General features: G+C 68.7%; 23 protein-coding genes. 13 read left to right on the forward strand and 10 right to left on the reverse strand.

Features of this window, described 5'->3' with window-relative positions:
* Window positions 1-4 precede the first annotated feature (4 nt).
* From FOZ70_RS30145 to fahA, 4 genes are read left to right on the forward strand one after another with little or no spacing between them, the layout of a single operon-like run.
* Window positions 5-235 (forward strand): DUF2783 domain-containing protein, encoded by a 231-nt coding sequence (locus FOZ70_RS30145; RefSeq protein ID WP_021157152.1) that lies wholly within the window; start codon window positions 5-7, stop codon window positions 233-235.
* Window positions 232-1,593, forward strand: a complete 1,362-nt coding sequence (locus FOZ70_RS30150; protein WP_219707438.1) for an MFS transporter — start codon at window positions 232-234, stop codon at window positions 1,591-1,593. Before FOZ70_RS30145 ends, FOZ70_RS30150 begins: the two co-directional genes overlap by 4 nt.
* Before the next feature lie 15 nt (window positions 1,594-1,608).
* Window positions 1,609-2,943, forward strand: a complete 1,335-nt coding sequence (hmgA, locus tag FOZ70_RS30155) for a homogentisate 1,2-dioxygenase (protein WP_059860481.1) — start codon at window positions 1,609-1,611, stop codon at window positions 2,941-2,943.
* The gene (gene fahA / locus FOZ70_RS30160) at window positions 2,940-4,244 is read left to right on the forward strand and encodes a fumarylacetoacetase (protein ID WP_219707439.1); all 1,305 of its coding nucleotides are present in this window, start codon (window positions 2,940-2,942) and stop codon (window positions 4,242-4,244) included. The genes hmgA and fahA overlap by 4 nt, the downstream gene beginning before the upstream one ends.
* A gap of 205 nt (window positions 4,245-4,449) precedes the next feature.
* On the opposite strand, the gene FOZ70_RS30165 is transcribed toward fahA, so the two are convergent.
* The 5 genes from FOZ70_RS30165 to FOZ70_RS30185 all read right to left on the reverse strand — a co-directional run bounded on the left by FOZ70_RS30165 (window position 4,450) and on the right by FOZ70_RS30185 (window position 10,092).
* On the reverse strand, window positions 4,450-5,610 hold the full coding sequence (locus FOZ70_RS30165; protein WP_021157148.1) for an MFS transporter: 1,161 nt from the start codon (window positions 5,608-5,610) through the stop codon (window positions 4,450-4,452).
* A 103-nt stretch (window positions 5,611-5,713) separates the two neighbouring features.
* Window positions 5,714-6,883 (reverse strand): MFS transporter, encoded by a 1,170-nt coding sequence (locus FOZ70_RS30170; protein WP_200059817.1) that lies wholly within the window; start codon window positions 6,881-6,883, stop codon window positions 5,714-5,716.
* A 237-nt stretch (window positions 6,884-7,120) separates the two neighbouring features.
* Entirely contained in the window at window positions 7,121-7,900 is a 780-nt protein-coding gene (bluB, locus tag FOZ70_RS30175; protein WP_219707440.1) for a 5,6-dimethylbenzimidazole synthase, read from the reverse strand.
* Between the two features lie 179 nt (window positions 7,901-8,079).
* Window positions 8,080-9,078, reverse strand: a complete 999-nt coding sequence (locus FOZ70_RS30180; RefSeq protein ID WP_219707441.1) for a 2-hydroxyacid dehydrogenase — start codon at window positions 9,076-9,078, stop codon at window positions 8,080-8,082.
* A 30-nt stretch (window positions 9,079-9,108) separates the two neighbouring features.
* Complete coding sequence (locus FOZ70_RS30185; protein WP_059487238.1) at window positions 9,109-10,092, reverse strand: LysR family transcriptional regulator; 984 nt, start codon at window positions 10,090-10,092, stop codon at window positions 9,109-9,111.
* Window positions 10,093-10,128: 36 nt separating this feature from the next.
* Here FOZ70_RS30185 and FOZ70_RS30190 point away from each other — a divergent pair, with 36 nt between their 5' ends.
* Together FOZ70_RS30190 and FOZ70_RS30195 are read left to right on the forward strand one after the other, a co-directional pair.
* A complete protein-coding gene (locus FOZ70_RS30190; RefSeq protein WP_219707442.1) occupies window positions 10,129-10,782 on the forward strand; it encodes a hypothetical protein in 654 nt (217 codons plus the stop codon).
* A 65-nt stretch (window positions 10,783-10,847) separates the two neighbouring features.
* Window positions 10,848-12,059: an alanine--glyoxylate aminotransferase family protein gene (locus FOZ70_RS30195; RefSeq protein WP_059487241.1), complete on the forward strand. Its 1,212-nt coding sequence runs from the start codon at window positions 10,848-10,850 to the stop codon at window positions 12,057-12,059.
* Window positions 12,060-12,077: 18 nt separating this feature from the next.
* Here the strand turns inward: FOZ70_RS30195 and FOZ70_RS30200 are convergent, their stop codons facing one another.
* On the reverse strand, window positions 12,078-13,013 hold the full coding sequence (locus tag FOZ70_RS30200) for an AraC family transcriptional regulator (RefSeq protein ID WP_021157141.1): 936 nt from the start codon (window positions 13,011-13,013) through the stop codon (window positions 12,078-12,080).
* 137 nt (window positions 13,014-13,150) lie between these two features.
* Here FOZ70_RS30200 and FOZ70_RS30205 point away from each other — a divergent pair, with 137 nt between their 5' ends.
* From FOZ70_RS30205 to FOZ70_RS30215, 3 genes are all read left to right on the forward strand, one after another.
* A complete protein-coding gene (locus FOZ70_RS30205; protein ID WP_059556006.1) occupies window positions 13,151-14,041 on the forward strand; it encodes an EamA family transporter in 891 nt (296 codons plus the stop codon).
* 113 nt (window positions 14,042-14,154) lie between these two features.
* Window positions 14,155-14,826: a hypothetical protein gene (locus tag FOZ70_RS30210; RefSeq protein ID WP_048023664.1), complete on the forward strand. Its 672-nt coding sequence runs from the start codon at window positions 14,155-14,157 to the stop codon at window positions 14,824-14,826.
* 9 nt (window positions 14,827-14,835) lie between these two features.
* Window positions 14,836-15,432, forward strand: coding sequence for an RES family NAD+ phosphorylase (locus FOZ70_RS30215; RefSeq protein WP_113048040.1), 597 nt, complete (start codon window positions 14,836-14,838; stop codon window positions 15,430-15,432).
* A gap of 95 nt (window positions 15,433-15,527) precedes the next feature.
* On the opposite strand, the gene FOZ70_RS30220 is transcribed toward FOZ70_RS30215, so the two are convergent.
* Window positions 15,528-16,742: an MFS transporter gene (locus FOZ70_RS30220; RefSeq protein WP_048023662.1), complete on the reverse strand. Its 1,215-nt coding sequence runs from the start codon at window positions 16,740-16,742 to the stop codon at window positions 15,528-15,530.
* 348 nt (window positions 16,743-17,090) lie between these two features.
* Here FOZ70_RS30220 and xdhA point away from each other — a divergent pair, with 348 nt between their 5' ends.
* From xdhA to FOZ70_RS30240, 4 genes are all read left to right on the forward strand, one after another.
* Window positions 17,091-18,635 carry a xanthine dehydrogenase small subunit gene (gene xdhA, locus FOZ70_RS30225; RefSeq protein ID WP_219707443.1) on the forward strand — a complete coding sequence of 515 codons (1,545 nt, stop codon included), beginning with the start codon at window positions 17,091-17,093 and terminating at the stop codon, window positions 18,633-18,635.
* A gap of 18 nt (window positions 18,636-18,653) precedes the next feature.
* Window positions 18,654-21,017: a xanthine dehydrogenase molybdopterin binding subunit gene (xdhB, locus tag FOZ70_RS30230; RefSeq protein WP_048023660.1), complete on the forward strand. Its 2,364-nt coding sequence runs from the start codon at window positions 18,654-18,656 to the stop codon at window positions 21,015-21,017.
* An 84-nt stretch (window positions 21,018-21,101) separates the two neighbouring features.
* A complete protein-coding gene (gene xdhC, locus FOZ70_RS30235) occupies window positions 21,102-21,719 on the forward strand; it encodes a xanthine dehydrogenase accessory protein XdhC (RefSeq protein ID WP_060309030.1) in 618 nt (205 codons plus the stop codon).
* Between the two features lie 88 nt (window positions 21,720-21,807).
* Window positions 21,808-22,209, forward strand: coding sequence for a nuclear transport factor 2 family protein (locus FOZ70_RS30240; RefSeq protein WP_059487306.1), 402 nt, complete (start codon window positions 21,808-21,810; stop codon window positions 22,207-22,209).
* 30 nt (window positions 22,210-22,239) lie between these two features.
* Here FOZ70_RS30240 and FOZ70_RS30245 read toward each other — a convergent pair whose 3' ends face one another.
* From FOZ70_RS30245 to FOZ70_RS30255, 3 genes are all read right to left on the reverse strand, one after another.
* A complete protein-coding gene (locus tag FOZ70_RS30245; protein WP_021157131.1) occupies window positions 22,240-23,187 on the reverse strand; it encodes a LysR family transcriptional regulator in 948 nt (315 codons plus the stop codon).
* 68 nt (window positions 23,188-23,255) lie between these two features.
* Window positions 23,256-23,894 carry a DsbA family protein gene (locus FOZ70_RS30250; RefSeq protein ID WP_021157130.1) on the reverse strand — a complete coding sequence of 213 codons (639 nt, stop codon included), beginning with the start codon at window positions 23,892-23,894 and terminating at the stop codon, window positions 23,256-23,258.
* Window positions 23,895-23,988: 94 nt separating this feature from the next.
* Window positions 23,989-25,421, reverse strand: a 1,433-nt coding sequence (locus FOZ70_RS30255; RefSeq protein ID WP_219707444.1) for a TAXI family TRAP transporter solute-binding subunit, incomplete at its 5' end; no start/stop codon positions are given.

A 25,421-nucleotide genomic window follows, 5' to 3' on the forward strand; every position in this document is an offset into this window, starting at 1 on the left:
CGTCATGCCCTCACTCGACACCCGCCCGCGCCTGGCTGACCCGGACGCGTTCTATGAAGCGCTGATCGACATGCATCGCGACCTGTCCGACGCCGACAGCCAGCTCGTCAACGCGAAGCTGATCCTGCTGCTCGCGAACCAGATCGGTGACGCCGACGTGCTGCGCGAAGCGATGGCGCTCGCGCGCCAGGGCGTGACGCCGCCCGTGCATCCGGCCGCCGAGGTCGCGCAATGAGCGCGGCGCCGGCCGACGCACGCGTGCTCGAAGTCGAGCACGTGATCGACGAAACCCATCGCCCGGGTTTTCACTGGATGCTGCTCGTGCTGTGCGGGCTGTGCCTCGTGATCGACGGGTTCGATGCGCAGGCGATGGGCTACGTCGCCCCGAGCGTGATTGCCGAATGGGGCGTGCCGAAACAGGCGCTCGGGCCGGTGTTCAGCGCGAGCCTGTTCGGGATGCTGCTCGGCGCGCTCGGGCTGTCGGTGCTGGCCGACCGGATCGGGCGGCGCCCGGTGCTGATCGGTTCGACGCTGTTCTTCGCGGCGACGATGCTCGCGACGCCGTTCGCGGGTTCGATCCCGGTGCTGATGGCGCTGCGCTTCGTCACGGGCCTCGGCCTCGGCTGCATCATGCCGAACGCGATGGCGCTGGTCGGCGAGTTCAGCCCGGCCGCGCATCGTGTGAAGCGGATGATGATCGTATCGTGCGGCTTCACGCTCGGCGCGGCGCTCGGCGGCTTCATCAGCGCCGCGCTGATTCCGGCGCTCGGCTGGCGTTCGGTGTTCTTCGTCGGCGGCGCGGTGCCGCTCGTGCTCACGATTGCGATGGCCGCGCGGCTGCCCGAATCGCTGCAGTTCCTGGTGCTGAAAGGGCGCGTCGCGCAGGCGCGCGACTGGCTCGCGGGTTTCGCGCCGCAGGCCGGCATCGATGCGAACACGCGGCTCGTCGTGCGCGAGCGGGCCGCGACCGGCGCGCCGGTCGCCGAGCTGTTCAGCCATGGCCGCCTGCCGGTCACGCTGCTGCTGTGGGCGATCAGCTTCATGAACCTGATCGACCTGTATTTCCTGTCGAACTGGCTGCCGACGGTGATGCGCGATGCCGGTTATTCGCCGGGTACGGCCGTGATCGTCGGCACGGTACTGCAGACGGGCGGCGTGATCGGCACGCTGTCGCTCGGCTGGTTCATCGAACGCTACGGCTTCGTGCGTGTGCTGTTCGCCTGCTTTGCGTGCGCCGCGGTGTCGGTCGGGTTGATCGGCTCGGTCGCGCATGCGCTGCCGTGGCTGCTCGTGGTCGTGTTCGCGGGCGGGTTCTGCGTGGTCGGCGGGCAGCCGGCCGTGAACGCGCTCGCGGGCCAGTATTACCCGACGTCGCTGCGCTCGACGGGCATCGGCTGGAGCCTCGGCATCGGCCGGATCGGCTCGGTGCTCGGGCCGCTCGTCGGCGGGCAACTGATTGCGCTCAACTGGTCGAACGGCGCGCTGTTCCACGCGGCCGCGGTGCCCGTGCTGTGCTCGGCGCTGTTCGTCCTCGGGCTTGCGGGCGTAACGCGGCGCAACGGCGTGCAGGCGCCGACCGCCGCCACGAATTGAGGGAGAAAGGAAACGATGACGCTTGACCTGTCGAAACCGGCAAATGCCGGCTACCTGAGCGGTTTCGCGAACGAATTCGCGACCGAGGCACTGCCCGGCGCGCTGCCGCACGGCCGCAACTCGCCGCAGCGCGCGCCGTACGGGCTGTATGCGGAGCAACTGTCGGGCACCGCGTTTACCGCGCCGCGTGGCCACAACCGCCGCTCGTGGCTGTACCGCATCCGCCCGGCGGCCGTGCATCGGCCGTTCGAGCCGTACGCGGGCCCGCAGCGGCTCGTGTCGGAATTCGGCGACTCGGCCGACGTGCCGCCGACGCCGCCGAACCAGCTGCGCTGGGACCCGCTGCCGATGCCGGTCGAGCCGACCGATTTCGTCGAAGGGCTGGTGACGATGGCCGGCAACGGGTCGGCCGCCGCGATGAACGGTTGCGCGATCCACCTGTACGCGGCGAACCGCTCGATGCAGGAGCGCTTTTTCTACAGCGCCGACGGCGAACTGCTGATCGTGCCGCAGCAGGGGCGCCTGTTCATCGCGACGGAATTCGGCCGGCTCGACGTCGAGCCGTTCGAGATCGCGGTGATCCCGCGCGGCGTGCGTTTCTCTGTCGCGCTGCCGGACGGCGATGCGCGCGGCTACATCTGCGAAAACTTCGGCGCGCTGCTGCGTCTGCCGGACCTCGGCCCGATCGGCTCGAACGGCCTCGCGAACCCGCGCGACTTCCTGACGCCGCAGGCCGCTTACGAAGACCGCGAAGGCGCGTTCGAGCTGATCGCGAAGCTGAACGGCCGGCTGTGGCGCGCGGACATCGGCCATTCGCCGCTCGACGTCGTTGCGTGGCACGGCAACTACGCGCCGTACAAATACGACCTGCGCCTGTTCAACACGATCGGCTCGATCAGCTACGACCATCCCGATCCGTCGATCTTCCTGGTGCTGCAGTCGCAGAGCGACACGCCGGGCGTCGACACGATCGACTTCGTGATCTTCCCGCCGCGCTGGCTCGCGGCCGAGGATACGTTCCGCCCGCCCTGGTTCCACCGCAACGTCGCGAGCGAGTTCATGGGGCTCGTGCACGGCGCGTACGACGCCAAGGCCGAAGGCTTCGTGCCGGGCGGCGCGAGCCTGCACAACTGCATGTCGGGCCACGGGCCCGACGCGGACACGTTCGAGAAGGCGTCCGCGAGCGATACGAGCAAGCCGCACAAGGTCGACGCGACGATGGCGTTCATGTTCGAAACCCGCACGCTGATCCGGCCGACGCGCTACGCGCTCGACACCGCGCAGCTGCAGGCCGACTACTTCGAATGCTGGCAAGGCATCAAGAAACACTTCAATCCGGAGCAACGATGAGCGATACCCAAGACTGGCGCGCGACGCTCGACCCGGCCCGCAAGAGCTGGGTCGAGACGGCGAACGATCCCGCCTGCGATTTCCCGATCCAGAACCTGCCGTTCGGGATCTTCAGCGATGCGAAGCAACCGGCGCGCCGCGCGGGCGTCGCGCTCGGCGACCAGATCGTCGATCTTGCGGCGCTCGTGCGTGCGGGCCTCGTGACGCTGCCGACCGATGTCGATGCGTTCGCCGCGCCGACGCTCAACGCGTTCATCGCGCTCGGCCGCGACGCGTGGCGCAGCGTGCGTGTGCAACTGTCGGCGCTGTTCTCGAACGATAACGCGACACTGCGCGACGACGCAGCGCTGCGCGCGCAGGTGCTCGTCGCGCAGCGCGACGCGGTGCTGCATCTGCCGGTCGAGATTCCCGGCTACACCGATTTCTATTCGTCGAAGGAACATGCGACCAACGTCGGCTCGATGTTCCGCGATCCGAAGAACGCGCTGCTGCCGAACTGGTCGGAGATGCCGATCGGCTACAACGGCCGCGCATCGTCGGTGGTCGTCAGCGGCACGCCGGTGCGGCGGCCGAACGGGCAACTGAAGCTGCCCGACCAGGAGCGCCCGGTGTTCGGCGCGTGCCGCAAGCTCGACATCGAACTGGAGACGGGTTTCATCGTCGGCAAGGGCAACGCGCTCGGCGAGCCGATCGCGTGCGAGGACGCGGAAGCGCACATCTTCGGGATGGTGCTGCTGAACGACTGGAGCGCGCGCGACATCCAGCAGTGGGAATACGTGCCGCTCGGCCCGTTCAACTCGAAGGGCTTCGCGACGACGATCTCGCCGTGGATCGTCACGCTCGACGCGCTCGAACCGTTCCGCGTCGCGCAGCCTGAGCAGTCGCCGCAGCCGCTCGCGTATCTGCGCCATGCGGGCAAGCATGCGTTCGATATCGCGCTCGAAGTGACGCTGCGCGCCGAAGGGGCGGCCGAGGCCACGTCGATCTGCCGCACGAATTTCAGGCACATGTACTGGACGATGGCGCAGCAGCTCGCGCATCACACGGTGGCCGGCTGCAACACGCGCGTGGGCGACCTGATGGGCTCGGGTACGATCAGCGGGCCGACGAAGGATTCGTTCGGCAGCCTGCTCGAACTGACGTGGAACGGCAAGGAGCCGGTCGCGCTGAACGGCGGCGGCAGTCGCACCTTCATCGAGGACGGCGACGAACTCACGCTCGCCGGATGGTGCCAGGGCGACGGCTATCGCGTCGGGTTCGGCACGTGTGCCGGCAAGATCCTCCCCGCGCGGAGCGCCTGACGGCGCGCGGCGCGACACGCAACAGATCGTTCGGAAGGACAGGGCGGTCCGCGTTGCGCGGGCCGTTTTCGTTTGGCAGGCCGGGGGGCGGCGCGTGTGCGTCCGTGTGGGGCGCCGAGTATGAGCGTTAATGTTTGAGTCTGCGTCTGCGTCTGCGTCTGCGACATCGACATCGACATCGACATCGACATCGACAGCGCCGATATCAGACCGCGCGCTGCAACGCGGCGCGGCGCTCCCACAGCGCGGCCGCGACGAACGCGGCGACACAGACGACCAGCACGCCGACCAGCGCGTTGCTGCCCAGTTGCTCCATCAACGCGCCGGCGACCAGCGGGCCGCCGAAGCTCGCGGCGCTCCACGACGCCGACACGAGCGAACTCGCGGTGACGAGCGCCGCGCCGCGGAAGCGTTCGCCGCACGCGACGAGCGACAGCGTGTAGATGCTGCCGGCCGCCGCGCCGAGCACGAACAGCAGCGGCCAGCACAGCCATGGGTTCGCGATGACGAGCGGCAGCAGCGGCAGGCCGGCCAGCACGATCCAGCCCGCACCGAGGTGCACGCGTTCGCGGCCGAGCTTGTCCGCGAGCCAGCCGATCGGGAACTGCATCGCGGTATCGCCGAACAGCATGATCGACGCGAGCAGCACGGCCGTGGCGCTCGCGACGCCGTGATCCATCGCGTAGAGCGGCAGCAGCGACAGCGCGAGCGTATCGAACAGCGCGAAGAAACCGGTGCCGATGATCAGCGCGGGCATGCGCGGCAGCACGTCGAGCCAGCGGCCGTGCGCTTCGTGATGCGCGTCGTCGCCGGCTAGCGGCGCGCGCCGGATCGTCGCGAGCGTCGGCAGCGCGAGCAGGAACAGCGCGCCGCACAGCGCGAAGCGGATGCTCGTCGCACCGGCGATCTGGCTCACGAGCACGGGGCCCGCCATCTGGAACAGCGTGAAATTGGTTGCGTAGATCGCGACGACACGGCCGCGCGTCGAATCGTCGGCGAGCTGGTTGACCCACGCCTCGCCGATCGTGAACAGCAGCATCAGCGCGGCGCCGCACAGCACGCGCAGCGCGCCCCACAGGATCAGGTTCGACGTGAACTGCATCAGCGCCGTGGCTGCCGCGAGCAGCACGACCGATACGACGATCGCGCGGCGCGAGCCGATGTGGCGTGCGAGCGCGGTGACGAACGGGACGATCGCGAGGCCGCCGAGGGCCTGCGCGGCGGTCAGCATGCCGACGACGTTGGTGCCGTGCCCGGCCTCGGTCAGCGCGAGTGCGGTGAGCGGCAGTGTGGCGCCGGTGCCGAGGCCGACGACCGCGACGCTCAGGATCAGCGCGAGGAAATCGCGATTCAGAATGGCTTTCATCGGCCGGGATGCTACACCGCGGACCTTGAAAGGTCCATGAAGGCCATCAGGTTCGGATGGTGTTGCTGGCGTTGCGCGCGCAACGAATGCGTACGGGGCGGCGTTACACGTATTCGGTCGGCACGGTCACCGGGCGGCGTTCGAGCGACGCCGACCACAGCGTGAGCGCCAGCGCGGCGACGGCCATCGCGACGCCGACCCACGGCAGGCTCACGAGCGACACGCCGGAGCCGATCGCCATCCCGCCGAGCCACGCGCCCGTCGCGTTGCCGAGGTTGAATGCGCCCTGGTTCAGCGTCGATGCGAGGTTCGGCGCATCGCTTGCGCGGTCGACGATCAGGATCTGCAGCGGCGGCACGATCGCGAACGCGAGGATGCCCCACACGAAGATCGTCGCGAGCGCGGCGAACGGCAGGTGCATCGTGCCCGCGAACAGCGCGAGGACCACGCCGATCAGCGCGAGCGTCGCGATCAGCGACGGCATCCGGCGCCAGTCGGCGAGCTTGCCGCCGAGCGTGCCGCCCACCGTCAGCCCGAGGCCGAACAGCAGCAGCACGTAGGTGACCTGGCGCGGGGAGAAGCCCGTCACGTCCTCGAGGATCGGCGTGATGTAGGTGAACACGCTGAACAGGCTTGCCGACGCGAGCACGCTGATGCCGAGCACCATCAGCACCTGCGGATGCTTCAGCACGCTGAATTCGCGCGTGATGCTGGTGTCGGGCATCGCGAGATTCCTTGGCAGGCAGGCGGCGAGCGCGGCGGCCGCGGCGATGCCGATGCCGGTGACGGCCCAGAACGTCGCGCGCCAGCCGAATGCCTGGCCGAGCGCGGTGCCGAGCGGCACGCCGAGCACGTTCGCGAGCGTGAGGCCGGTGAACATCAGGGCGATCGCCTGTGCGCGGCGGTTCGGTGCGACGAGGTTGCTCGCGACCACCGAGCCGATCCCGAAGAACGCGCCGTGGCAGAACGCGGTGACGACGCGCGCAGCCATCAGCACCGCGTAGCCCGGTGCGATCGCGCAGAACAGGTTCCCCGCGATGAACAATCCGATCAGGCCCATCAGCGCGCGCTTGCGCGGCATCTTCGCGGTGACGATCGCGAGGATCGGCGCACCGATCGTCACGCCGAGCGCGTAACCCGACACGAGCATCCCGGCGGCCGGGATCGACACGCCGAGATCGCGCGCGACGTTGGGCAGCAGCCCCATGATCACGAATTCGGTGGTACCGATTCCAAATGCGGCGACGGCGAGGGCGAAAAGAGGTAAGGGCATCGCGGTGGGCTCGGGAAAAGCCGCCGCTCGGGCTGGCGCAGGATGCGCGGGACGGGCGGGCGGGAGGCGAACGACAGTCGCGATTCTACTTCAGTGAAAACCCCTATGCTTGGGGCCAAAACGGATGTTGCCGGCGTGCGACGAGGCTGCGCGCTTGAAGCTCACAGTGTGGGATTCAACGGGGCTTGCCGCGGTGAATGTGCCGGTGTCGGCACGATGCCGGCGACCGCGTACACGTCAGGCGATGCGTTCGGGGGAGCCGTCGACGCTCGTGGTCGGCGCGCCCGGGGTGCTTGCGGAGCCGGAGGCCGTGCCGGTGCCCGCTGTCGCGTCCGCGCGCGTCGAAGGCGTCGAAGGCGTGCCGGCGACATCGATCGGGGCCGGATCGTCCCAGCCGTTTTCGAACAGGCACGCTTCGATCGGCATCCGTGCGGCCCAACGCTCCTGCTCGAGCATCGGCTTCGCATAGAACGCGTCGACGTGCCCGACGCACAGCACGGCGATCGGCTTCGCGCCGTCGGGCATGCGCAGCAGCGCGCGCAGCGCGTCGACGTCGAACAGCGAGACCCAGCCCATCCCGAGCCCTTCGGCGCGGGCCGCGAGCCACATGTTCTGGATCGCGCACGCGGCGGATGCGAGATCCATTTCCGGCAGCGTGCGGCGGCCGAACACGTGGCGCTCGCGGCCGTCGGCGAGCGCGACGACCAGCAGCTCGCCGCATTCGCGCACGCCTTCGACTTTCAGCCGCATGAATTCGTCCTGGCGCTCGCCGAGTGCGTCGGCGGTCGCGCGGCGCTCGGCCTCGACCAGCGCGTGGATCGCGGTGCGCAGCGCGGGATCGGTGATGCGGATGAAGCGCCACGGCTGCATGAAGCCGACGCTCGGCGCGTGATGCGCCGCGCGCAGCAGGCGCGCGAGCACGGCGGGATCGACGGGCGCCGGCGTAAAGTGGCGCATGTCGCGCCGTTCGAAAATGGCGCGGTAGACGGCGGCGATGTCGGAATCGTCGAAACGCATGAGCGGGAGGGGCGGGATAACGTCGGCGCAACGATAGCAGACGGCGCACCGGAATCGTCACATCGGTCGAAACAAAGCGCGAAATTGTTGATGAAACGCGCGTCGTTTGCAGCGATGGCCATAAGCAAACGATTGCGGTGGCGCCGGCAACCGTCAAATGAGCCGTTTTCGTCGGTTTGTCAGCGATTCGCGGTCACGACGTTCTGCGGCGTGCCCGCATGCCAGGCCTCGATGTTCAGCAGCGTCGTGTGCGCGATCTCGGCCAGCGCTTCGCGCGTGAAGAACGCCTGGTGGGACGTGACGATCACGTTGGGGAACGTCAGCAGGCGGGCGAGCACGTCGTCCTGCAGCGGCAGGTCGGAGTGATCCTCGAAGAAGAGCCCGCTTTCCTCTTCGTACACGTCGAGCCCGAGATGGCCGAGCTGGCCGCTCTTGAGCGCATCGACCAGCGCCTGCGCATCGACAAGGCCGCCGCGCCCGGTGTTGATCAGCATCGCGCCATGCTTCATCCGCGCGAGCGTCCGTTCGTTGATCAGGTGGTGCGTCGACGGCAGCAGCGGGCAGTGCAGGCTGACGATGTCGGCGTGGTGCAGCAGTTCGTCGAGCTCGACATAACGCGCGCCGAACGCGATCAGTTCGTCGTTGTACGGCGGCACCGAGTGCGCGAGCACATGCATCCCGAAGCCCATCATGATCTTCGCGAACACGCTGCCGATGATGCCGGTACCGATCACGCCGACGGTCTTGCCGTGCAAGTCGAAGCCGAGCAGGCCGTTCAGCGAGAAGTCGCCTTCGCGGGTGCGCGCGACCGCGCGCGGCAGGCGGCGGTTGAGCGCGAGGATCAGCGCGACCGCGTGCTCGGCCACCGCGTGCGGCGAATAGGCGGGCACGCGCACGACCGTGATGCCGAGCCGCTCGGCGGCGGCCAGGTCGACATGGTTGAAGCCCGCCGAGCGCAGCGCGATCAGGCGCGTGCCGCCGTCGGCCAGCCGTGCGAGCACGGCCGCGTCGACGGTGTCGTTGACGAACGGGCAGACGACCCCATAACCGTGCGCGAGGATCGCGGTTTCCGCGTCGAGGTGCGACGGCTGGAAGTGCAGCCGATAGCCGAACTGCTGGTTGGCGGCAGCGAACGAATCGTCGTCGTACTGCCGGCTGCTGAACAGGATCACGCGCACGCTGCATCTCCGAAGGCTGACGCGCGCAGTTTACTGCAGGCCCGTGACGATGTCGGAGCGGTCGGGCCCGCGCGGCGGCCGCAGGAAGCCGTAGTCGGTTCGTTCGCGGGCCGGCTGCGCACTGAAGTGATCGAGCGCGTGCTCGACGAAGCTGCGCGTGCGGGCCGGCACGTACTGGCGGTTCGGGTAGACAAGCGACAGTTGCGTGTCGGGATCGTCGATCCGGTAGCCGGCCATCAGCCGCACGAGCGTGCCGTTCGCGAGCGCGCCTGCGACGCACGGCTCGGGCAGCACCGCGATGCCGGCGCCGGCCACGGCCGCCGCCTGGACGAGCGCGAGCTGGTTGACCGTGCAGGTCGGGCGCACCGTGACGGAATGCGCGATGCCGTCGTGGCCGACCAGTTGCCACGCGGGCGCATGCTGGTGCGATGCGAGCGTGACCCAGTCGTGGCCCGGCAGGTCGTCGGGCAAGCGCGGCTCGCCGCGTCGCTCGAGATAGGCCGGTGCCGCGCACGCGACGAACGGGTTCGGCGCGAGCGCGTGGCCGATCAGCGTCGGGTTGCCGTCGAGCCGGTTGCCCGTGACGATGCCGACGTCGTAACCCGAATCGAGCACGTCGAGCGGCCCCTCGGAGACGGTCAGCTGCACGCGCAACTCGGGGTAGCGGTGCCGGAAGCTGCTGACGAGCGGCGTCAGTGCAAGCGGCGACAGCAGGCCCGACGCGACGACGCGCAGCGTGCCGGCCGGTTCGCGCACGGCATGCGCGACGGACGATTCGAGGTGGTCGAATTCCTCGAGCAGCGCACGGCACCCGTCGAGGTAGCGCACGCCGGCCTCGGTAAGCGACAGGTTGCGCGTGGTGCGGTGGATCAGCCGTGTGTTCAGGTGGCCCTCGAGCATCGCGATCGAACGCGTGACGAGTGCATTGGACACGCCGAGATGGTGCGCCGCGCGTCGAAAGCTCTGCTGCTCGGCGACGCAGACGAATACACGCATGGTCTGAATCTGGTTCATGGCTTGCGTATTTCTGGCCCGGTTGATTGATTATGGTTGACGCTTTTCGCCGCGCAACCTCGAAAGCGTATCGCGCGGCACCCAGTTTTCCTTCGTATCGAAAAATCGTTTTTTTCGATTCCGCAGACGATTGTTCAATACAGAAGCGATATCCGTCAACCTGCGAAAAGGGGCGGGTTGCGGAAAATCGAAATAGGGAGTAACGCGTTAAACACGGTGCTGTATCGATGCCTGCCGTTCAAAGACGGCAGGGTATTAGAGCAAGCGCTGGGTTTCTGGTATTTCATATGTCAATCAATGGGTTGTAGGCAATTCTGGTGCACTTGCTCCGGTATTGAAGGGAAGCGTACCCCAATACATGCAGAGGTAATGGATGTTTTTTGGGGCGGCACGTCGATTTTGCGTGCCGGATTCCATGAGGCGATTTTTAGGGCGGATTCGGTCTATTTTTTTGATGCAGAAGTCGCGTTGAACCGGCGGTTTCGACGAATCACGGTGTTATTGACGGAGAAAATCGTGCGCGTGGCGTACCAATGGAACCGTTTCACAACCTCGCCCGCAATCGTTTCTCATTTCGAATGGCTGGCGTGCGGCACACGCACGGCTGGCTGGCCCGGTCCGGCGACCGGGCCAGCGTTGCGCTGTCCGGTCGTGCGTGCCTCTTGCGCGAGGCGGCGGAACACGGAATGATCGATCAGTTCGCCATGCAGCGCGGCGAGCGTCCGTGCACTTCCTTTCCTCACCTTTTACCCGCCATGTCCATCGATTACTCGCCGATTCCCTGTCCCGTCGTCGTGCCGCTCGACGCGATCCTGCCCGAAGAACCGCTGCTGATGATGGGGGCCGGCCCGGTTCCGATCCCGGCCGCCGTCGCGAAGGCGAACACGATCGTGATCAACCACCTCGGCGCGACGATGGCGAAGATCATCGAGCAGGTGAAGGAGATGGCGCGCTACGTGTTCCAGACCCGCACGAAGTGGGTGCTCGGCGTCGCGGGCCCCGGTTCGGCCGCGATGGAAATGGCGATCTCGAACCTCGCGTGGCGCGGTACCCGCGTGCTGTCGATCCGCAATGGCTTCTTCAGCGCGCGGATGGCCGAGATGGCCACGCGCGTCGGCGCCGACGTCGCGACGCTCGAAGTGGCCGATCGCGCGGTCGCGAGCCTCGACGAGATCGCGGATGCCATCGCGCGCGAGCGGCCCGAGATCGTCACGATCGTGCAGGGCGAGACGTCGAACACCGTGTGGAACCGCGACCTGCGCGACATCGCGGCGCTCGCGAAGGCGGCCGGCGCGCTGGTCGTGGTCGACGCGGTGTGCACGCTGTCGACGATGCCGCTCGAGATGGACGCGTGGGGCATCGACGCGGTGATCACGGGCGGCCAGAAAGGGCTGTCGTCGATTCCCGGCGTATCGCTGATCGCGTTCTCCGACGCCGCGTGGGACCGGATGAAGCAGCGCCCCGAACCGAACGCGCACTGGTGCCTCGACATGGCGCTCGCGGAGAATTTCTGGCACAACGCGGGCTATCACTACACGGCACCCGTGTCGGGCGTGCTCGCGCTGCACGAAGCGCTGCGGCTCGTCTGCGCGGAGACGCTCGAAAGCCGCTTCGCGCGCCACCTGCGCTGCTCGCTTGCGCTGCAGGCAGGCGTCGAGTCGATGGGGCTCAAGCTCTATGCGCCGAAGGATTGCCGGCTGAACTCGGTCGTCGGGATCGAGACGCCGGAAGGGCTGACGCCGGGGATGGTCTGCGGCCACATCTCGAAGCAGTACCAGGTCGAGATCTCGGGCTCGTTCGGGTTGCCGATCGTGCGGATCGGACAGATGGGCGAGCAGTGCCGTGAACACAACCTGTTCCGGACGCTGCATGCGTTCGGTCGCACGATGGTCGACCTGAAGGTGCCGGTCGACCTGCCGGCCGGCGTCGCGGCGCTCGAACAGGAACTGTCGCGGCGCGGCGCGTAAGCGGCGACGGGGCCGCGCTCAGCGGCCCTGCATCGCACGCCGGTAGGTATTCGGCGTCGTACCGTGAGCGTCGCGGAAGCGATGGCTGAAGTGGCCGGCGTTCGCATAGCCGCAGTCGGCTGCGATCTGCGCGAGCGGCAGCGCCGTCGTGCGCAACAGCTCGCGCGCCCGCGCCAGCCGTTGCTCGGCCACCCACGCGTGCGGCGCCCGGCCGAACGACAACCGGAACATCCGCGAGAAGTGATACTCGGACAGCGCGGCGACGTCGGCGAGTTCGCCGAGCGTCAGCGGTTGCGTCAGGTACGTGTCGATGTAGTCGCGCACGCGGCGGCGCACGGCCGGCGCGAGCCCGCCGCGGAACGACGTGTCGGTGCGGGTCGTGCTCTGCCCGCGCAGCAGCAGGCTCAGCACCTCGTGTGCGGTCTCGTTCACGCGCAGCCGCTCGTCGGCATCGTCCCAGCCGTCCAGCGCGAGCGAGCGCAGCAGGGCGGCGACGCGCGCATCCTCGAAGTAGGTGCGGTCGGCGAGCTTCAGCTCGCGCGGCTCGCGGTCAAGTTCGCGGATCGCGCGCTGCGTGAAGTGCTCGGGCAGGAAATACAGGTGGATGAAGTGCATCTCGCCGCGCACCCACCAGCGTGATTCGTGGTCGCCGGGCAGCGCGCACAGCAGGCTCGGCGCACCGTAGCGCGGCACGCGCTGGCGTTCCGTCTGGTAGCCGCCGTCGAGGTAGCACGACAGCGTGTGGTGGCCCGGCTGCTCGTAGATCGTCTCGCTTTCGTCGGTGATCCGCGTCCATTCAGCGATCGCGAGATGGTCGCCGAGCCACGCGAAGCGCTCGAGCGTCGCATTCGCGTCGGCGAGCGTGCGGCAGACCGACTGCAGGCCGAACGGCAGATCGCCGCCGGCCAGGGCGGCGGGGTGGTCGATGGGGGGCGCGGAAAGGGTGAGGCTCATGATGGGCCGAGTATAAGCGGGCGGGCGGCGCCGCGGGCGGCGGCCCGAAAAAGACCGCAATTCCGGACAATCGGCGCGCGTTGGGCGGCGGCATAGTCGGAGTCCCGTTTCACCCGTCTTTTTGGATCGTCGCCGCCATGAACCTGTCGCTTTATTTCGTCACCGTGCTGATCTGGGGCACCACCTGGATCGCGATCAAGTGGCAGCTCGGCTCCGTGCCGCCGCCCGTGTCGATCGCATGGCGCTTCTGGCTCGCGGCCGCCGTGCTGTTCGCGCTGCTGCGCGTGATGCGCCGGCCGGTGCGCCCGCCGCGCGAAGCGTGGCGTTTCCTGCTGGCGCAGGGCTTCGCGCTGTTCTGCCTGAACTTCCTGTGCTTCTACTACGCGGAACAGGTCGTGCCGAGCGGCCTCGTCGCGGTGATCTTCTCGACCGCGCCGCTGTTGAATTCGATCAACGGCCGGCTGTTCATGGGCCGCCCGCTGCGGCCGTCGGCGATCGCCGGCGCGCTGCTCGGCCTGACCGGCATCGCGTGCCTGTTCTGGCAGCAGATGGCCGGCCATCTCGACGACCACGCGACCTGGACGGGGCTCGCGATCGCGCTGGCGGGAACGATGTGCTTCTCGGCCGGCAACCTGCTGTCGAGCCGGATGCAGTCGATGGGGCTGCACCCGCTCGCGACCAACGGCTGGGCGATGCTGATCGGCGCGGCGATCCTGACCGTCGGCAGCGCAGCGGCCGGCTTACCGTTCACGCTCGACACGAGCCCGCGTTATCTCGGCGCGCTCGTCTACCTGGCCGTGCCGGGCTCGGTGATCGGTTTCACCGCCTATCTGACCCTCGTCGGCCGGATCGGGCCCGAGCGTGCCGCGTACTGCACGGTGCTGTTCCCGATCGTCGCGCTGGCGGTGTCGACGGTGTTCGAGGATTACCAGTGGTCGCCGCTCGCGGTGGTCGGGCTGCTGCTGGTGGTGGCCGGCAACCTGGTCGCGTTCGACCTGACGCGGAGGCTGTTTCCGAGGACGGCGTGACGGATGAGGGGGCTGCCCGATGTCGCCTGCCCGCTCGTCAGTTTGGTTGTCATGGTTGACTTGGTTTCGAATCGAGCCTACTCTCGAGCTTCCGGTCGTGCGAGGAGGTAGCGATGGTCAGGCAGGCTCATGCGCTTGAAGGCGCGGCTGCGGTTCTCGATGTCGAGACCGAGGAGGCGCTGCGCAGCGCCGTCGGCGCCGCGACCATGCTCGGGCCCGATCGGGCCCGGGCGCTGCTCAGGCTGTCGGACGAACAGCTGGGGCACTTGTTCAAGGTCGGCATCGCCCAGGTCATCGATCTGGCCGGCACGATCACGTTCGGCATCGCTGCCGCCGCGACCCGCGACAGGCAACCGTCCGTTCGCAGGAAACCGCCTGCGAGGCCGGTGGCCCGCGCGGATGCCGCGGCCGCCGATTTCGAGCAGCGTGCGCTGGCCGAACGGCGGGCGCTCGTCGCGAAGGGCGCGCTGCTGCCGGCCGCGGAGATCTGGGCAGGGCTCGGCATGACACGGCAGGCGCTCAGCAAGGCGGTCGTGTCGGGGCGCATCTTCGCGGTCGACGTGGGGGCGGCGCAGTACTACCCGGCCTTTTATCTGACGGGCGATATCGATCGCAAGACGCTCGGAAAGGTGACGCAATGCCTCGGTGGGTTGCCGGGGTGGAGCAAATGGCAATTCTTCACGACGCCCAAGGCGTCCCTCGGCAATGTCACGCCGCTGAAGGCGCTGTCGCAGGGGAAGCTTGCCGAGGTCGAGCGTGCCGCGGCGGCGTTCGCGGAACGCTAGGAGGCGCGGTTGACGTTGAGGCCGCCGAGCGAACACTTCGCGAATGCGACGCTGGTTACGCGGACGATTCCGCCGGCGGCGCTGGTGCGCGTTTCCCGGTACGAGACGGGCGAGCCGTACTTCGGCAAGTCGGGCGGCAACCGTTTCGACGACCCGCGCAAGCGGCGCCGGTATGGCACCAGCTATTTCGGTTTCGACCTGCACTGTGCGTTCGCCGAGACGGTGCTGCACGACGAAGTCGCCGATCTCGCCGTTGGCGGCTTTCCGCTCGTGACGACGGAGCTCGAGCGCTTCGTGCTGTCGTTTACCGGCTCGCCGCTGACGGTGGCCGTCCTGCACGGCTTGCCGCTGAAAAACCTTGGCGGCGACGGCGCGCTGTCGACCGTCGTACCGTACGGCATCCCGCAGCAATGGTCGCTCGCCGTGCACGGGCATGGCCGCCGGGTCGACGGTTTTCTGTATATGTCACGCCATCTCAACACGTCGGAAGCGCTCGTGCTTTTCGATCGTGCCGAACCGAAGCTCACGCTCGAGCGCGCCGTGCCGTTCCGGCGCCACGTCGACGCTGCCCGCGTGCTGCGGGACTTCAACATACTGCCGCGTTAAGTCACGTCAAGCCGTGCCTCGCCGGACGCCGACGAATGGCCCCGCGCGGCTTTCGCCGGAAGGAGGGCCCGTGCGATATCCCGCGGCCCGGGCGCTCATGCCGCCGCGCCGCTCCCCGCAACGCGCGCCTGCCGCTGGTACAGCACCATCGACAGCGCGACGCCCGCGGCGGCGGCCACCGCCGCGAACAGGAACACCTGCGGATAACCGAACGCGCCCGCGACATAGCCGGCGAGCGGGCCCGTGATGCCGAGCGACAGGTCGAGGAACACCGAGTACGCGGACAGCGCCGCGCCGCGGCTCGCGGGCGGCACGAGCGCGACGGCCTCGACGCCGAGTGCCGGGAAGATCAGCGCGAAGCCGAAACCCGTCAGCGCGGCGCCGACGAGCGCGACATGCGGCACCGGCGCGAGCCACAGCAGCACGAGGCCCGAGCATTCGAACGCGAACGACACGATCGCGACGCGGAAGCCGCCGTAGGTCTTGATCGTGTTCGCGAACAGCAGGCGCGCACCGATGAACAGCGTGCCGAACACGGTCAGCGACAGCGCGGCGTTCGGCCAGTGGCGCGCCGCGTAGTACAGCGTGACGAAGGTGGCGATCGAGCCGAAGCCGGCCGAGCCGAGCGCGAGGCCGAGGCCGTGCGGCAGCACGCGCGTGAACACGCTCGCATACGACATCCGTTCGCCGTGCACGAGCGGCACGGAATCGATCAGGCGCGCGAGATAGAAGCCGGCCGCGGCGAGCGCGATCACGATCACGCCGATCAGCGCCGGATTCAGCGTATGCGCGATCGCGACGCCGACCGGCGCGCCGAGCGCGAGTGCGCCGTAGGTGGCGATCCCGTTCCACGAGATGACCTTCGCGTTGTGCGTGACGCCGACCCGGCCGATGCCCCACAGGATCGCACCGGTGCCGCACAGGCTCTCGCCGACGCCGAGCACGAGCCGGCTCGCGACCAGCAGCACGAGGCTCGCGACCGGCCAGTGGGCCAGCAGCAGCGCGACGAGCAGCAGCACGCCCGACACCCCGCAGCCGACCAGCCCGCGCAGCACCGTCTGCTTCGGCCCGAGCGTATCGGCGAAGCGCCCGGCGAGCGGCCGCGACGCGAGCGTCGCGAAATACTGGACGCTGATCGCGCCGCCCGCGACGATCGCGGAAAAACCGAGGTCGTCATGGACGAAGCCCGGCAGCACCGCGAGCGGCAGGCCGATGGTCAGGTAGCAGATGAACGTGAAGCAGACGACGGACACGATTTGCAGCGTGACCGCGAACCCGCTGCGCGGCGGTGTGGCGGAATCGGTTGACATGGGGTCGGAACGAATGAGCGAAGCGAGCGGAAGACGGCGAAAAAGGGAATCGGGATTTTCCCATGGAACCGGTTTTCACGCAGGTACCATTTAGTTAGTCGCACCCCGTTTTTGACGATGGCGGACGGTGTTGAAGGCGTCGGGAACGGGTGCAGGGCACCGTGCGGAAAGGGCTGCGGGCGGCTCCGGCGTTCCCCGGCGTTCATATCGCGGCAGTTATATGGGCCCCATGCGTGATGGGCTATGGGTTGCGAAATTTGATGGTGTTAGCGTGCAAACTGTCAGAAAAACGTCGGTCGAGCGCACTGCGCAGGCCGCCTTGCCCCCCATTTGAAGAATCATCGAGACATGAGTGAGCCGATCCGCTTCTACCATCGTCACGCGATCCGCGAAGTCAGCGGCGCGGACGTCACCCGCACCGTGCTGCAGTATCTGCGCGAGGACGCGCATTGCACCGGCACCAAGGAAGGCTGCGCGGAAGGCGACTGCGGCGCATGCACGGTCGTCGTCGGCGAGCTGACCGACACCGGCGCGGTCGAGTTCAAGGCCGTCAACGCATGCATCCAGTTCCTGCCGACGCTCGACGGCAAGGCGCTGCTGACGGTCGAGGACCTGCGTCAGCCGGACGGCGCGCTGCATCCGGTGCAGCAGGCGATGGTCGACTGCCACGGTTCGCAATGCGGGTTCTGCACGCCGGGCTTCGTGATGTCGATGTGGGCGCTGTACGAGAAGCACGGCCACGAAGGCTGCGGCAGCGTGTGCGCGAAGGCGAAGGACGTGCCGACGCGCACCGAGATCGCCGATGCGCTGACCGGCAACCTGTGCCGCTGCACCGGCTACCGGCCGATCGTCGATGCCGCGGTGCAGATGTTCGACGCACCGGCACCGTCGGCGCCGGTCGACACGGCCGCGCTGGCCCGCACGCTCGCGTCGCTCAAGCGCGACGACACGTTCGACTACACGACGCACGACGGCGCGCGCTTCGCGGCGCCGCGCACGCTCGACGCGCTGGCCGCGCTGAAGGTCGAGCGGCCCGACGCGCGCATTCTGGCGGGCAGCACCGATATCGGCTTGTGGGTCACGAAGCAGATGCGCCGGCTCGACGACCTGATCTACGTCGGCCGGATCGCCGAACTGCAGCGCGTCGTGCACGGCGACGACTGGATCGAGATCGGTGCGGGCGTGACGGTCGAGAACGGGTATGCGGCGCTGGCCGGTACATATCCGGAGCTGACCGAAATGTGGAAGCGCTTCGCGTCGCTGCCGATCCGCAACGCCGGCACGATCGGCGGCAACGTCGCGAACGGCTCGCCGATCGGCGATTCGATGCCGGGCCTGATCGCGCTCGGCGCACGCGTGGTGCTGCGCGGCGGCGACACGGTGCGCGAGCTGCCGCTCGAGGCGTTGTACACGGGCTACCAGCAGAAGGACATGGCGCCGCACGAATTCGTCGTCGGCCTGAAGGTGCCGACCCGCACCGGCGCGCGCGAAAAGCTGCAGTTCCGCACGTACAAGCTGTCGAAGCGGTTCGACTCCGACATCTCGGCCGTGTGCGCGGCGTTCGCGTTCATCGCGGACGGCGACACGATCCGCGAGCCGCGCATCGCGTTCGGCGGGATGGCCGCGACGCCGAAGCGCGCGACGCACACGGAGAGCGTGCTCGACGGCGCGCAATGGCACGAAGCCACCGCGCAGGCCGCGATGCAGGCGCTCGAGCGCGACTACCAGCCGCTGTCCGACATGCGCGCGACGAGCACGTACCGCCTCGATACCGCGAAGAACCTGATGTACCGATTCTGGCTGGAGACGCGCCCGCACGACCCGCTGCCGCCGCAAGCCCTGAATGTGCGTGAAGTGGCCGCCGAAACCGGCACCGACGCGGCGCGCGTCTGAAGACGGAGAACCCCGAACATGAACCAGCAAGCAGAACCGTTCCTGAACACCCTCGATCCGCAAGCCGACGCCGCGCAGGTCCACGTCTCGCGCGCGCACGAATCCGCGCACCTGCACGTCAGCGGACGTGCCACCTACACCGACGACATCCCGATCGTCGCGGGCACGCTGCACGCGGCGCTCGGCCTGTCGGCGAAACCGCACGCGAAGATCGTGTCGATGAACTTCGACGCGGTGCGCGCGACGCCGGGCGTGGTCGCCGTGTTCACGGCCGACGACATCCCGGGCGTCAACGATTGCGGCCCGATCATCCACGACGACCCGGTGCTCGCGAAGGGCATCGTGCAGTTCGTCGGCCAGCCGATGTTCATCGTCGTCGCGACGTCGCATGAAACCGCGCGGCTTGCCGCGCGCCGCGCACAGGTCGACTACGAGGAGTTGCCGGCGATTCTCACCGCGCAGGAAGCGCGCGCGGCCGAAACCTACGTGATCCCGCCGCTGAAGCTCGCGCGCGGCGACGCGGCCGCGCGCCTTGCCGCCGCACCGCACCGCGAGTCGGGCGAAATGCTGCTCGGCGGCCAGGAGCAGTTCTACCTCGAAGGGCAGATCGCGTACGCGGTGCCGAAGGACGACGACGGGATGCACGTGTACTGCTCGACGCAGCACCCGAGCGAGATGCAGCACCTCGTCGCGCACGTGCTCGGCGTCGCGTCGCACAACGTGCTCGTCGAGTGCCGCCGGATGGGCGGCGGGTTCGGCGGCAAGGAATCGCAGTCGGGCCTGTTCGCGTGCTGCGCGGCGCTCGCCGCGTGGAAGCTGCTGTGCCCGGTGAAGCTGCGTCCGGATCGCGACGACGACATGATGATCACCGGCAAGCGCCACGACTTCCATTACCGCTTCGACGTCGGTTACGACGACGACGGCCGCATCGACGGCGTCGCGCTCGACATGACGTCGCGCTGCGGCTTCTCGGCCGACCTGTCGGGCCCGGTGATGACGCGCGCGGTGTGCCATTTCGACAACGCGTACTGGCTCGGCGACGTGAACATCGCCGGCTACTGCGGCAAGACCAACACGCAGTCGAACACCGCGTTCCGCGGCTTCGGCGGCCCGCAGGGCGCGTTCGCGATCGAGTACATCCTCGACGACATCGCGCGCTCGCTCGATCGCGATCCGCTCGACGTGCGCTACGCGAACCTGTACGGCAAGACCGAACGCAACGTGACGCCATACGGGCAGACGGTCGAGGACAACGTGCTGCAGGAGCTGCTCGGCGAACTCGAGGCGACGAGCGACTACCGCGCGCGGCGCGCGGGCGTGCGCGAATTCAACGCGCGCAACACGGTGCTGAAGAAGGGCATCGCGCTCACGCCGGTGAAGTTCGGCATCGCGTTCAACGTCACGCACTTCAACCAGGCCGGCGCGCTGGTGCACATCTATACCGACGGCTCGGTGCTCGTGAACCACGGCGGCACGGAGATGGGGCAGGGGCTCAACACGAAGGTCGCGCAGGTCGTCGCGCACGAGCTCGGCATCCGCTTCGGCCGGATCCGCGTGACGGCGACCGACACCAGCAAGGTCGCGAACACGTCCGCGACGGCCGCTTCCACGGGCTCGGACCTGAACGGCAAGGCCGCGCAGGATGCGGCGCGCCAGCTGCGCGAGCGGCTCGCGGTGTTCGCGGCGAAGCAGTTCGGCGACGGCAAGGTCGATGCGGCCGACGTGAAGTTCGGCAACGACTTCGTGTGGGTCGGCGGCAACGGCGTGCCGTTCGGCGACGTGATCGCGAAGGCGTACCTCGCGCGCGTGCAGCTGTGGTCCGACGGTTTCTACGCGACGCCGAAGCTGTACTGGGATCAGTCGAAGCTGCAGGGCCGGCCGTTCTACTACTACTCGTACGGCGCCGCCGTGTCGGAAGTCGTGATCGACACGCTGACGGGCGAGATGCGCACGCTGCGCGTCGATGCGCTGCACGACGTGGGCGCATCGCTGAACCCGGCGCTCGACATCGGCCAGGTCGAAGGCGCGTTCATCCAGGGGATGGGCTGGCTGACGACCGAGGAGCTGTGGTGGAACAAGGGCGGCAAGCTGATGACGCATGCGCCGTCGACGTACAAGATCCCGACGGTGAACGACACGCCACCCGAGTTCAACGTGCAGCTGTTCAAGAACCGCAACGTCGAGGACAGCATCCACCGTTCGAAGGCCGTCGGCGAGCCGCCGCTGCTGCTGCCGTTCTCGGTGTTCTTCGCGGTGCGCGACGCGGTGGCCGCGGTCGGCGACTACCAGGTGAACCCGCCGCTCGACGCGCCGGCCACCGGCGAGTCGATCCTGCGCGCGGTCAGCGCAGTGCGTGCGGCGCGCGCCGGTCAGGCAGGCTGAGATGAAACGGCTCCCATGCTCGCTTCGTTCGCTGCTTCCGATGGGGGCGGTCAGCCTCCTTGGGGCGGCCCGGCGGAGGCTGACATGAACGGCCCCGCACGCTCGCTTCGCACCGCGCCGCCGGAAGCGTTCGCGCAGGGCACCGGCCAGCGCAACCGCGCGAGCGGCACGCGGGCGCCGATGCACATCGTGCTGTTCGGCGCCGGGCACGTCGGTCACGCGCTCGTCACGCTGCTCGGCGCGCTGCCGTGCGTCGTGCAGTGGGTCGACACGCGCGACGAGCTGTTCCCGGACGAATGTCCGCCGAACGTGCAGCCGGAGCCGACCGACACGCCGGAGGCCGTCGTCGACGCGGCGCCGCCCGGCGCATATTTCCTCGTGATGACGCACAACCACGCGCTCGACTTCTCGCTCGCCGCGCAGATCATGCGGCGGCGCGACTATGCGTACTTCGGGATGATCGGCTCGCGCACCAAGCGCGTGAAGTTCGAACGCCGGCTTGCCGCGCGCGGCGTCGATCCGGCGCGGCTCGCCGAGATGGTGTGCCCGATCGGCGTCGCGGGCATCGTCGACAAGGCGCCGGGCGCGATCGCGGTGGCCGTGTGCGCGGAGCTGCTGCAGGCGCGCTCGGGCATGCCGGTGGCCGATACGAAGGCCGCGGCGGCGGGGCGTGCGCGCGACGACGTGTCCTGCGCGCGGTAGCATGGCGCGGCCAGCGCATGGCCGCGCGTTTTTGCATACACTGCACGACGACGCGCGGCACCGGGCCGCGCCTTACCGTGCACGCACCATGTCCGATCACCAGGTTTATCTCGACACGCTCGATGCGAGCCTCGTCGCCATCGAGCGCTGGCTGTCCGGCGCCGATACCGCGCCCGGGGCGCTCGACGCGCTGCTCGCTTGGTTCTCCGCCGATTTCACGATGATCCTGACCGACGGCCGCGAGGTCGACCACGACGGCACGCGCGCGCTGTTCGCGAAGCTCGCCGGCGCGAAGCCGGGGCTGCGCATCACGCTGTCGGACACCCGCGTGCTCGCCGCCGACGCGTCGCATGCGACGCTCACCTATCTCGAAGCGCAGCACGCGGCCTCGGGCGAGCTGCCCGCGCGCCGCGCGACCGCCGTGTTCGAACGTGACGCGGCGGGCGTCGTGCGCTGGACCCATCTGCAGGAAACCTTCTGCACGGCCTGAGTGGCCGCGCCGAGGCTCGACGCTCGCGGCTCAGCGCTTGCGGCCGCGGGCGACCGTCAGCTCGTCGGACACGCTCTGCATCAGCGCGCACAGCCACGCGATGTCGGTCGGCCGGTCGGGTTGCGGATGCGTGAGCAGGTAGCTCTTGATGCGCGGAAATGGCACCGGCGGCGTGACGACGACGAGCGGCAGCAACTGCGCGTAATGCGTCGCGAAGCGGCGCGTCGTCGTGAAGATCAGGTCAGACTGCAGTAGCACCTGCGGCACGATCCCGAAGTACGGAAGCGTCGTCACGATGCGCCGCGTGAGGTGCGCGCGGGCAAGGCCGATCTCGATCGCGTTGCGTTTGTCGCCGGTGTACGGCGTCGGCGCGACGTGCGCGGCCGACGCGTACGCTTCGCGCGTGAGCGGCCCGCGCGCGAGCGGGTGCGCGTCGCGCATCAGGCACACGATCGTGTCGGAGAACAGGTCCTGGCGTGCGAACTGCGGGTCGGGTTTCGGCCAGTTGCCGATCACGAGATCGAGCGCGCCGGATTCGAGCGCGCCCGCATGATCGAGCGCGGGATTCAGCGAATCGATTTCCAGGTGCGCATGCGGCGCCGCGTCGCGAAAGCGCTCGATCAGCGTCGGCATGAAGAAATCGTTCAGGTAATCGGGCGCGGCGACGCGGAACGTGCGCCGTGCGGACGACGGATCGAAGTCGCCGTGCGGCGTCGCGATGAAATCGACCTCGCGCAGCGCGCGCTGCGCGGCCTCAAGCAGCGACGCGCCGTATTCGGTCGGCACCATGCCGGATTTGCCGCGCACGAGGATCGGGTCGTTCAGCGTCTCGCGCAGCTTGCGCAGCGCGGTGCTGATCGCGGGCTGGGTCTGGTTCAGCCGCAGCGCGGCCTGCGTGACGCTGCGCTCGAGCAGCAGCGTGCGCAGCACACGCACGAGCCAGATATCGAGCGAGGCGGTACGGTCGTCGTCTTCCATCGGTGGGGGTGATTCGGGTGACGCGTAACGTTACCGTAATCGCGCGTTGCCGTGCGTGATACCGGCCATCACGCGCGGCCCTTCGGCAGCGCGCTGATCCGCTTGACCTCGCGCGATTCGAGCCAGTTCGGCGTGCGCGCGCAGTACAGCACCATCGGCAGCGCGTCCTCGCCCCAGAACAGCTGCCGGTTCATCCAGAACGTCGGCACGCCGAACACCCCGAGCGCGATCGCGTCGGCGTTGTTGCGCGCCAGCTGCGCGGCGGTCTCCTCGAATTCGATCAGCTCGTCGCCGTGGCCGACGCCGACCCGCTCGCACAATGCCGCGAACCCTTCCGGCGTCGACGGGTCGTTGCCGTCGCGCCAGATGAAGCGGAACATTTCCAGCACGGTCGCGATGTCGGCGCGCAGCGCGATCGCGAGGCGCAGCACCTTGTCGGACTCGAACGGGTGAGCGGGCGGCATCTTGAAGCGGATGCCGAGCTGCTCGGCGCGGAACAGCGCGTGACGGTACGTGAACACGCGCTTGGCCGGCACGTCGGCGCTGGGGCGCTGCCCCCAGTGTCGCTGCAGGTCGGGCAGCGACACGGCGACGGGTTCGAACGGCACGTCCGGCCACTTGTCGTGCTGTTCGAGGAGCAGGTAGGAGAACGGCGACACGAAGTCGAAGAACCAGGCGGGCTGGGCGATATCGAGGCCGGTTGTCATGTCGATCTCCAGTGGATGGGGCGTGCGGCGTCTGGCGGCGGCCTCCATGTTACGCGGCGGCGCACGCATGCGGCAATGATCGCGGATCGTCCGGTCAAGCGGAACCGGGAGTCGCCCGAGGGGGCGCGCCGGCCGGTGGCGCGGCGTCGGCACGTGCCTGCGGCGCACCGCCGGCGCCCGGCGGGCCGGCCGGCGTGTCGTGGTCGTGCGCGGTGAGCCGTTCGCGCACGAAGCCGATGTGCTCGCGCAGCACGTAGAACTGGCCCGCATAGGCGAGCGGCATCTTCATCCGGTTCACGGCTTCCTCGATGTCGTCGAGTTCGTCGAGCAACTGCACGCGCTCCTCGGCCGTGTGCTCGCCGAGCGCGCGGCGCTCGAGTGCGATCAGCGCGCCGTACCAGCGGTAGATGCGCGAGCGCACGCGCCAGCCGTACAGCGACGGCACGAGCCGCAGCCCGGGGATCAGCACGACGATCAGCGGCACGACCACGACGAGCAGCCGGTCGACGAGGCTCGCGACCCAGAACGGCAGCCGCCGGTACAGGAAGGACTTGCCGGATTTGTAGTAGCGCGCGGCGTCGTCGGACAGCGGGAAGCCGCGCGTGACGGACGACGGGAATTCGCCCGCGTGCTGCAGGATCGTCGCGTGGCCGTGCACCTCGCGCGCGGCCTCGATCAGCAGGTCGGACAGCGCGGGGTGCAGCGAGTCGCGTGCGACCAGCTCGATGGTCGGCGCGACCGTGTGGATGTCGGCGGGCGGCAGGTTGCGGCCGAGATCGTAGACGCCCATCGGCAGCGTGATCGCGGTCAGGTACGGGAAGCGCCGCGCGTACGCCTCGGCCTGCGTGAACGAATACACGTGCACGCCCGGTGCGCGGAACAGCTTCGCCATCACCGGGATCTGCGTCGAGTCGCCGGACAGGAATGCCGCGTCGATCTTGCCGTCGAGCAGCGCGATGGCCGCATCCTCGCCGGCGGTCGGCAGCAGCTCGGTCGACCCGCCCGGCACGATGCCGTTCATCTTCAGCAGCGCGAGGCTCAGTTCGCGCGCGCCGCTGCCTTCCGCGCCGAGCGCGAGCCGCTTGCCCTTGAAGTCGGACAGGCGCGCGACGACCGGGCCGCGGTACATGATCGCGAGCGGCACGTAGCCGATGCTGCCCAGCGACACGAGGTGCTCGTCGCGCTCCTTCGGGCCGATGCCGCTCTGCACGAAGCCGACGTCGACCGGCGCGTTCGGGTTCGACAGCCGCGCGAGGTTCTGGGCGGACCCTTCGGACGACTGGACGTCGAGCGTGACGCCATTCTTCGCGAGGATCGTCTTGTATTTCTGCGCGGCGTTCCAGTACGTGCTGCCGGGCGGCCCGGACGAGATCACGAGCGTGGACGGCGGGGCCGGCTGGATCAGCTTGACCGCGAGCCAGACGGCGGTGGCGGCGAGCAGCACGGTGGGGCCGATCGACAGCGCGAGGTCGCGCCACGACACCGCGACGAAACGGGCGAGGATGCGGCGAGGCGGGCGGGGGCGGG

Source organism: Burkholderia sp. COPS (assembly GCF_019425585.1).
In the GTDB taxonomy this organism is placed as follows: Bacteria; Pseudomonadota; Gammaproteobacteria; order Burkholderiales; family Burkholderiaceae; genus Burkholderia; species Burkholderia cepacia.

Excerpts from the sequence above, each read along its gene's own strand:
- FOZ70_RS30145 (WP_021157152.1), top strand. The coding sequence starts at position 5 with ATGCCCTCACTCGACACCCGCCCGCGCCTGGCTGACCCGGACGCGTTC.
- FOZ70_RS30150 (WP_219707438.1), top strand. The coding sequence starts at position 232 with ATGAGCGCGGCGCCGGCCGACGCACGCGTGCTCGAAGTCGAGCACGTG.
- hmgA (WP_059860481.1), top strand. The coding sequence starts at position 1,609 with ATGACGCTTGACCTGTCGAAACCGGCAAATGCCGGCTACCTGAGCGGT.
- fahA (WP_219707439.1), top strand. The coding sequence starts at position 2,940 with ATGAGCGATACCCAAGACTGGCGCGCGACGCTCGACCCGGCCCGCAAG.
- FOZ70_RS30165 (WP_021157148.1), bottom strand. The coding sequence starts at position 5,610 with ATGAAAGCCATTCTGAATCGCGATTTCCTCGCGCTGATCCTGAGCGTC.
- FOZ70_RS30170 (WP_200059817.1), bottom strand. The coding sequence starts at position 6,883 with ATGCCCTTACCTCTTTTCGCCCTCGCCGTCGCCGCATTTGGAATCGGT.
- bluB (WP_219707440.1), bottom strand. The coding sequence starts at position 7,900 with ATGCGTTTCGACGATTCCGACATCGCCGCCGTCTACCGCGCCATTTTC.
- FOZ70_RS30185 (WP_059487238.1), bottom strand. The coding sequence starts at position 10,092 with ATGAACCAGATTCAGACCATGCGTGTATTCGTCTGCGTCGCCGAGCAG.
- FOZ70_RS30195 (WP_059487241.1), top strand. The coding sequence starts at position 10,848 with ATGTCCATCGATTACTCGCCGATTCCCTGTCCCGTCGTCGTGCCGCTC.
- FOZ70_RS30200 (WP_021157141.1), bottom strand. The coding sequence starts at position 13,013 with ATGAGCCTCACCCTTTCCGCGCCCCCCATCGACCACCCCGCCGCCCTG.
- FOZ70_RS30205 (WP_059556006.1), top strand. The coding sequence starts at position 13,151 with ATGAACCTGTCGCTTTATTTCGTCACCGTGCTGATCTGGGGCACCACC.
- FOZ70_RS30210 (WP_048023664.1), top strand. The coding sequence starts at position 14,155 with ATGGTCAGGCAGGCTCATGCGCTTGAAGGCGCGGCTGCGGTTCTCGAT.
- FOZ70_RS30220 (WP_048023662.1), bottom strand. The coding sequence starts at position 16,742 with ATGTCAACCGATTCCGCCACACCGCCGCGCAGCGGGTTCGCGGTCACG.
- xdhA (WP_219707443.1), top strand. The coding sequence starts at position 17,091 with ATGAGTGAGCCGATCCGCTTCTACCATCGTCACGCGATCCGCGAAGTC.
- xdhB (WP_048023660.1), top strand. The coding sequence starts at position 18,654 with ATGAACCAGCAAGCAGAACCGTTCCTGAACACCCTCGATCCGCAAGCC.
- xdhC (WP_060309030.1), top strand. The coding sequence starts at position 21,102 with ATGAACGGCCCCGCACGCTCGCTTCGCACCGCGCCGCCGGAAGCGTTC.
- FOZ70_RS30240 (WP_059487306.1), top strand. The coding sequence starts at position 21,808 with ATGTCCGATCACCAGGTTTATCTCGACACGCTCGATGCGAGCCTCGTC.
- FOZ70_RS30245 (WP_021157131.1), bottom strand. The coding sequence starts at position 23,187 with ATGGAAGACGACGACCGTACCGCCTCGCTCGATATCTGGCTCGTGCGT.
- FOZ70_RS30250 (WP_021157130.1), bottom strand. The coding sequence starts at position 23,894 with ATGACAACCGGCCTCGATATCGCCCAGCCCGCCTGGTTCTTCGACTTC.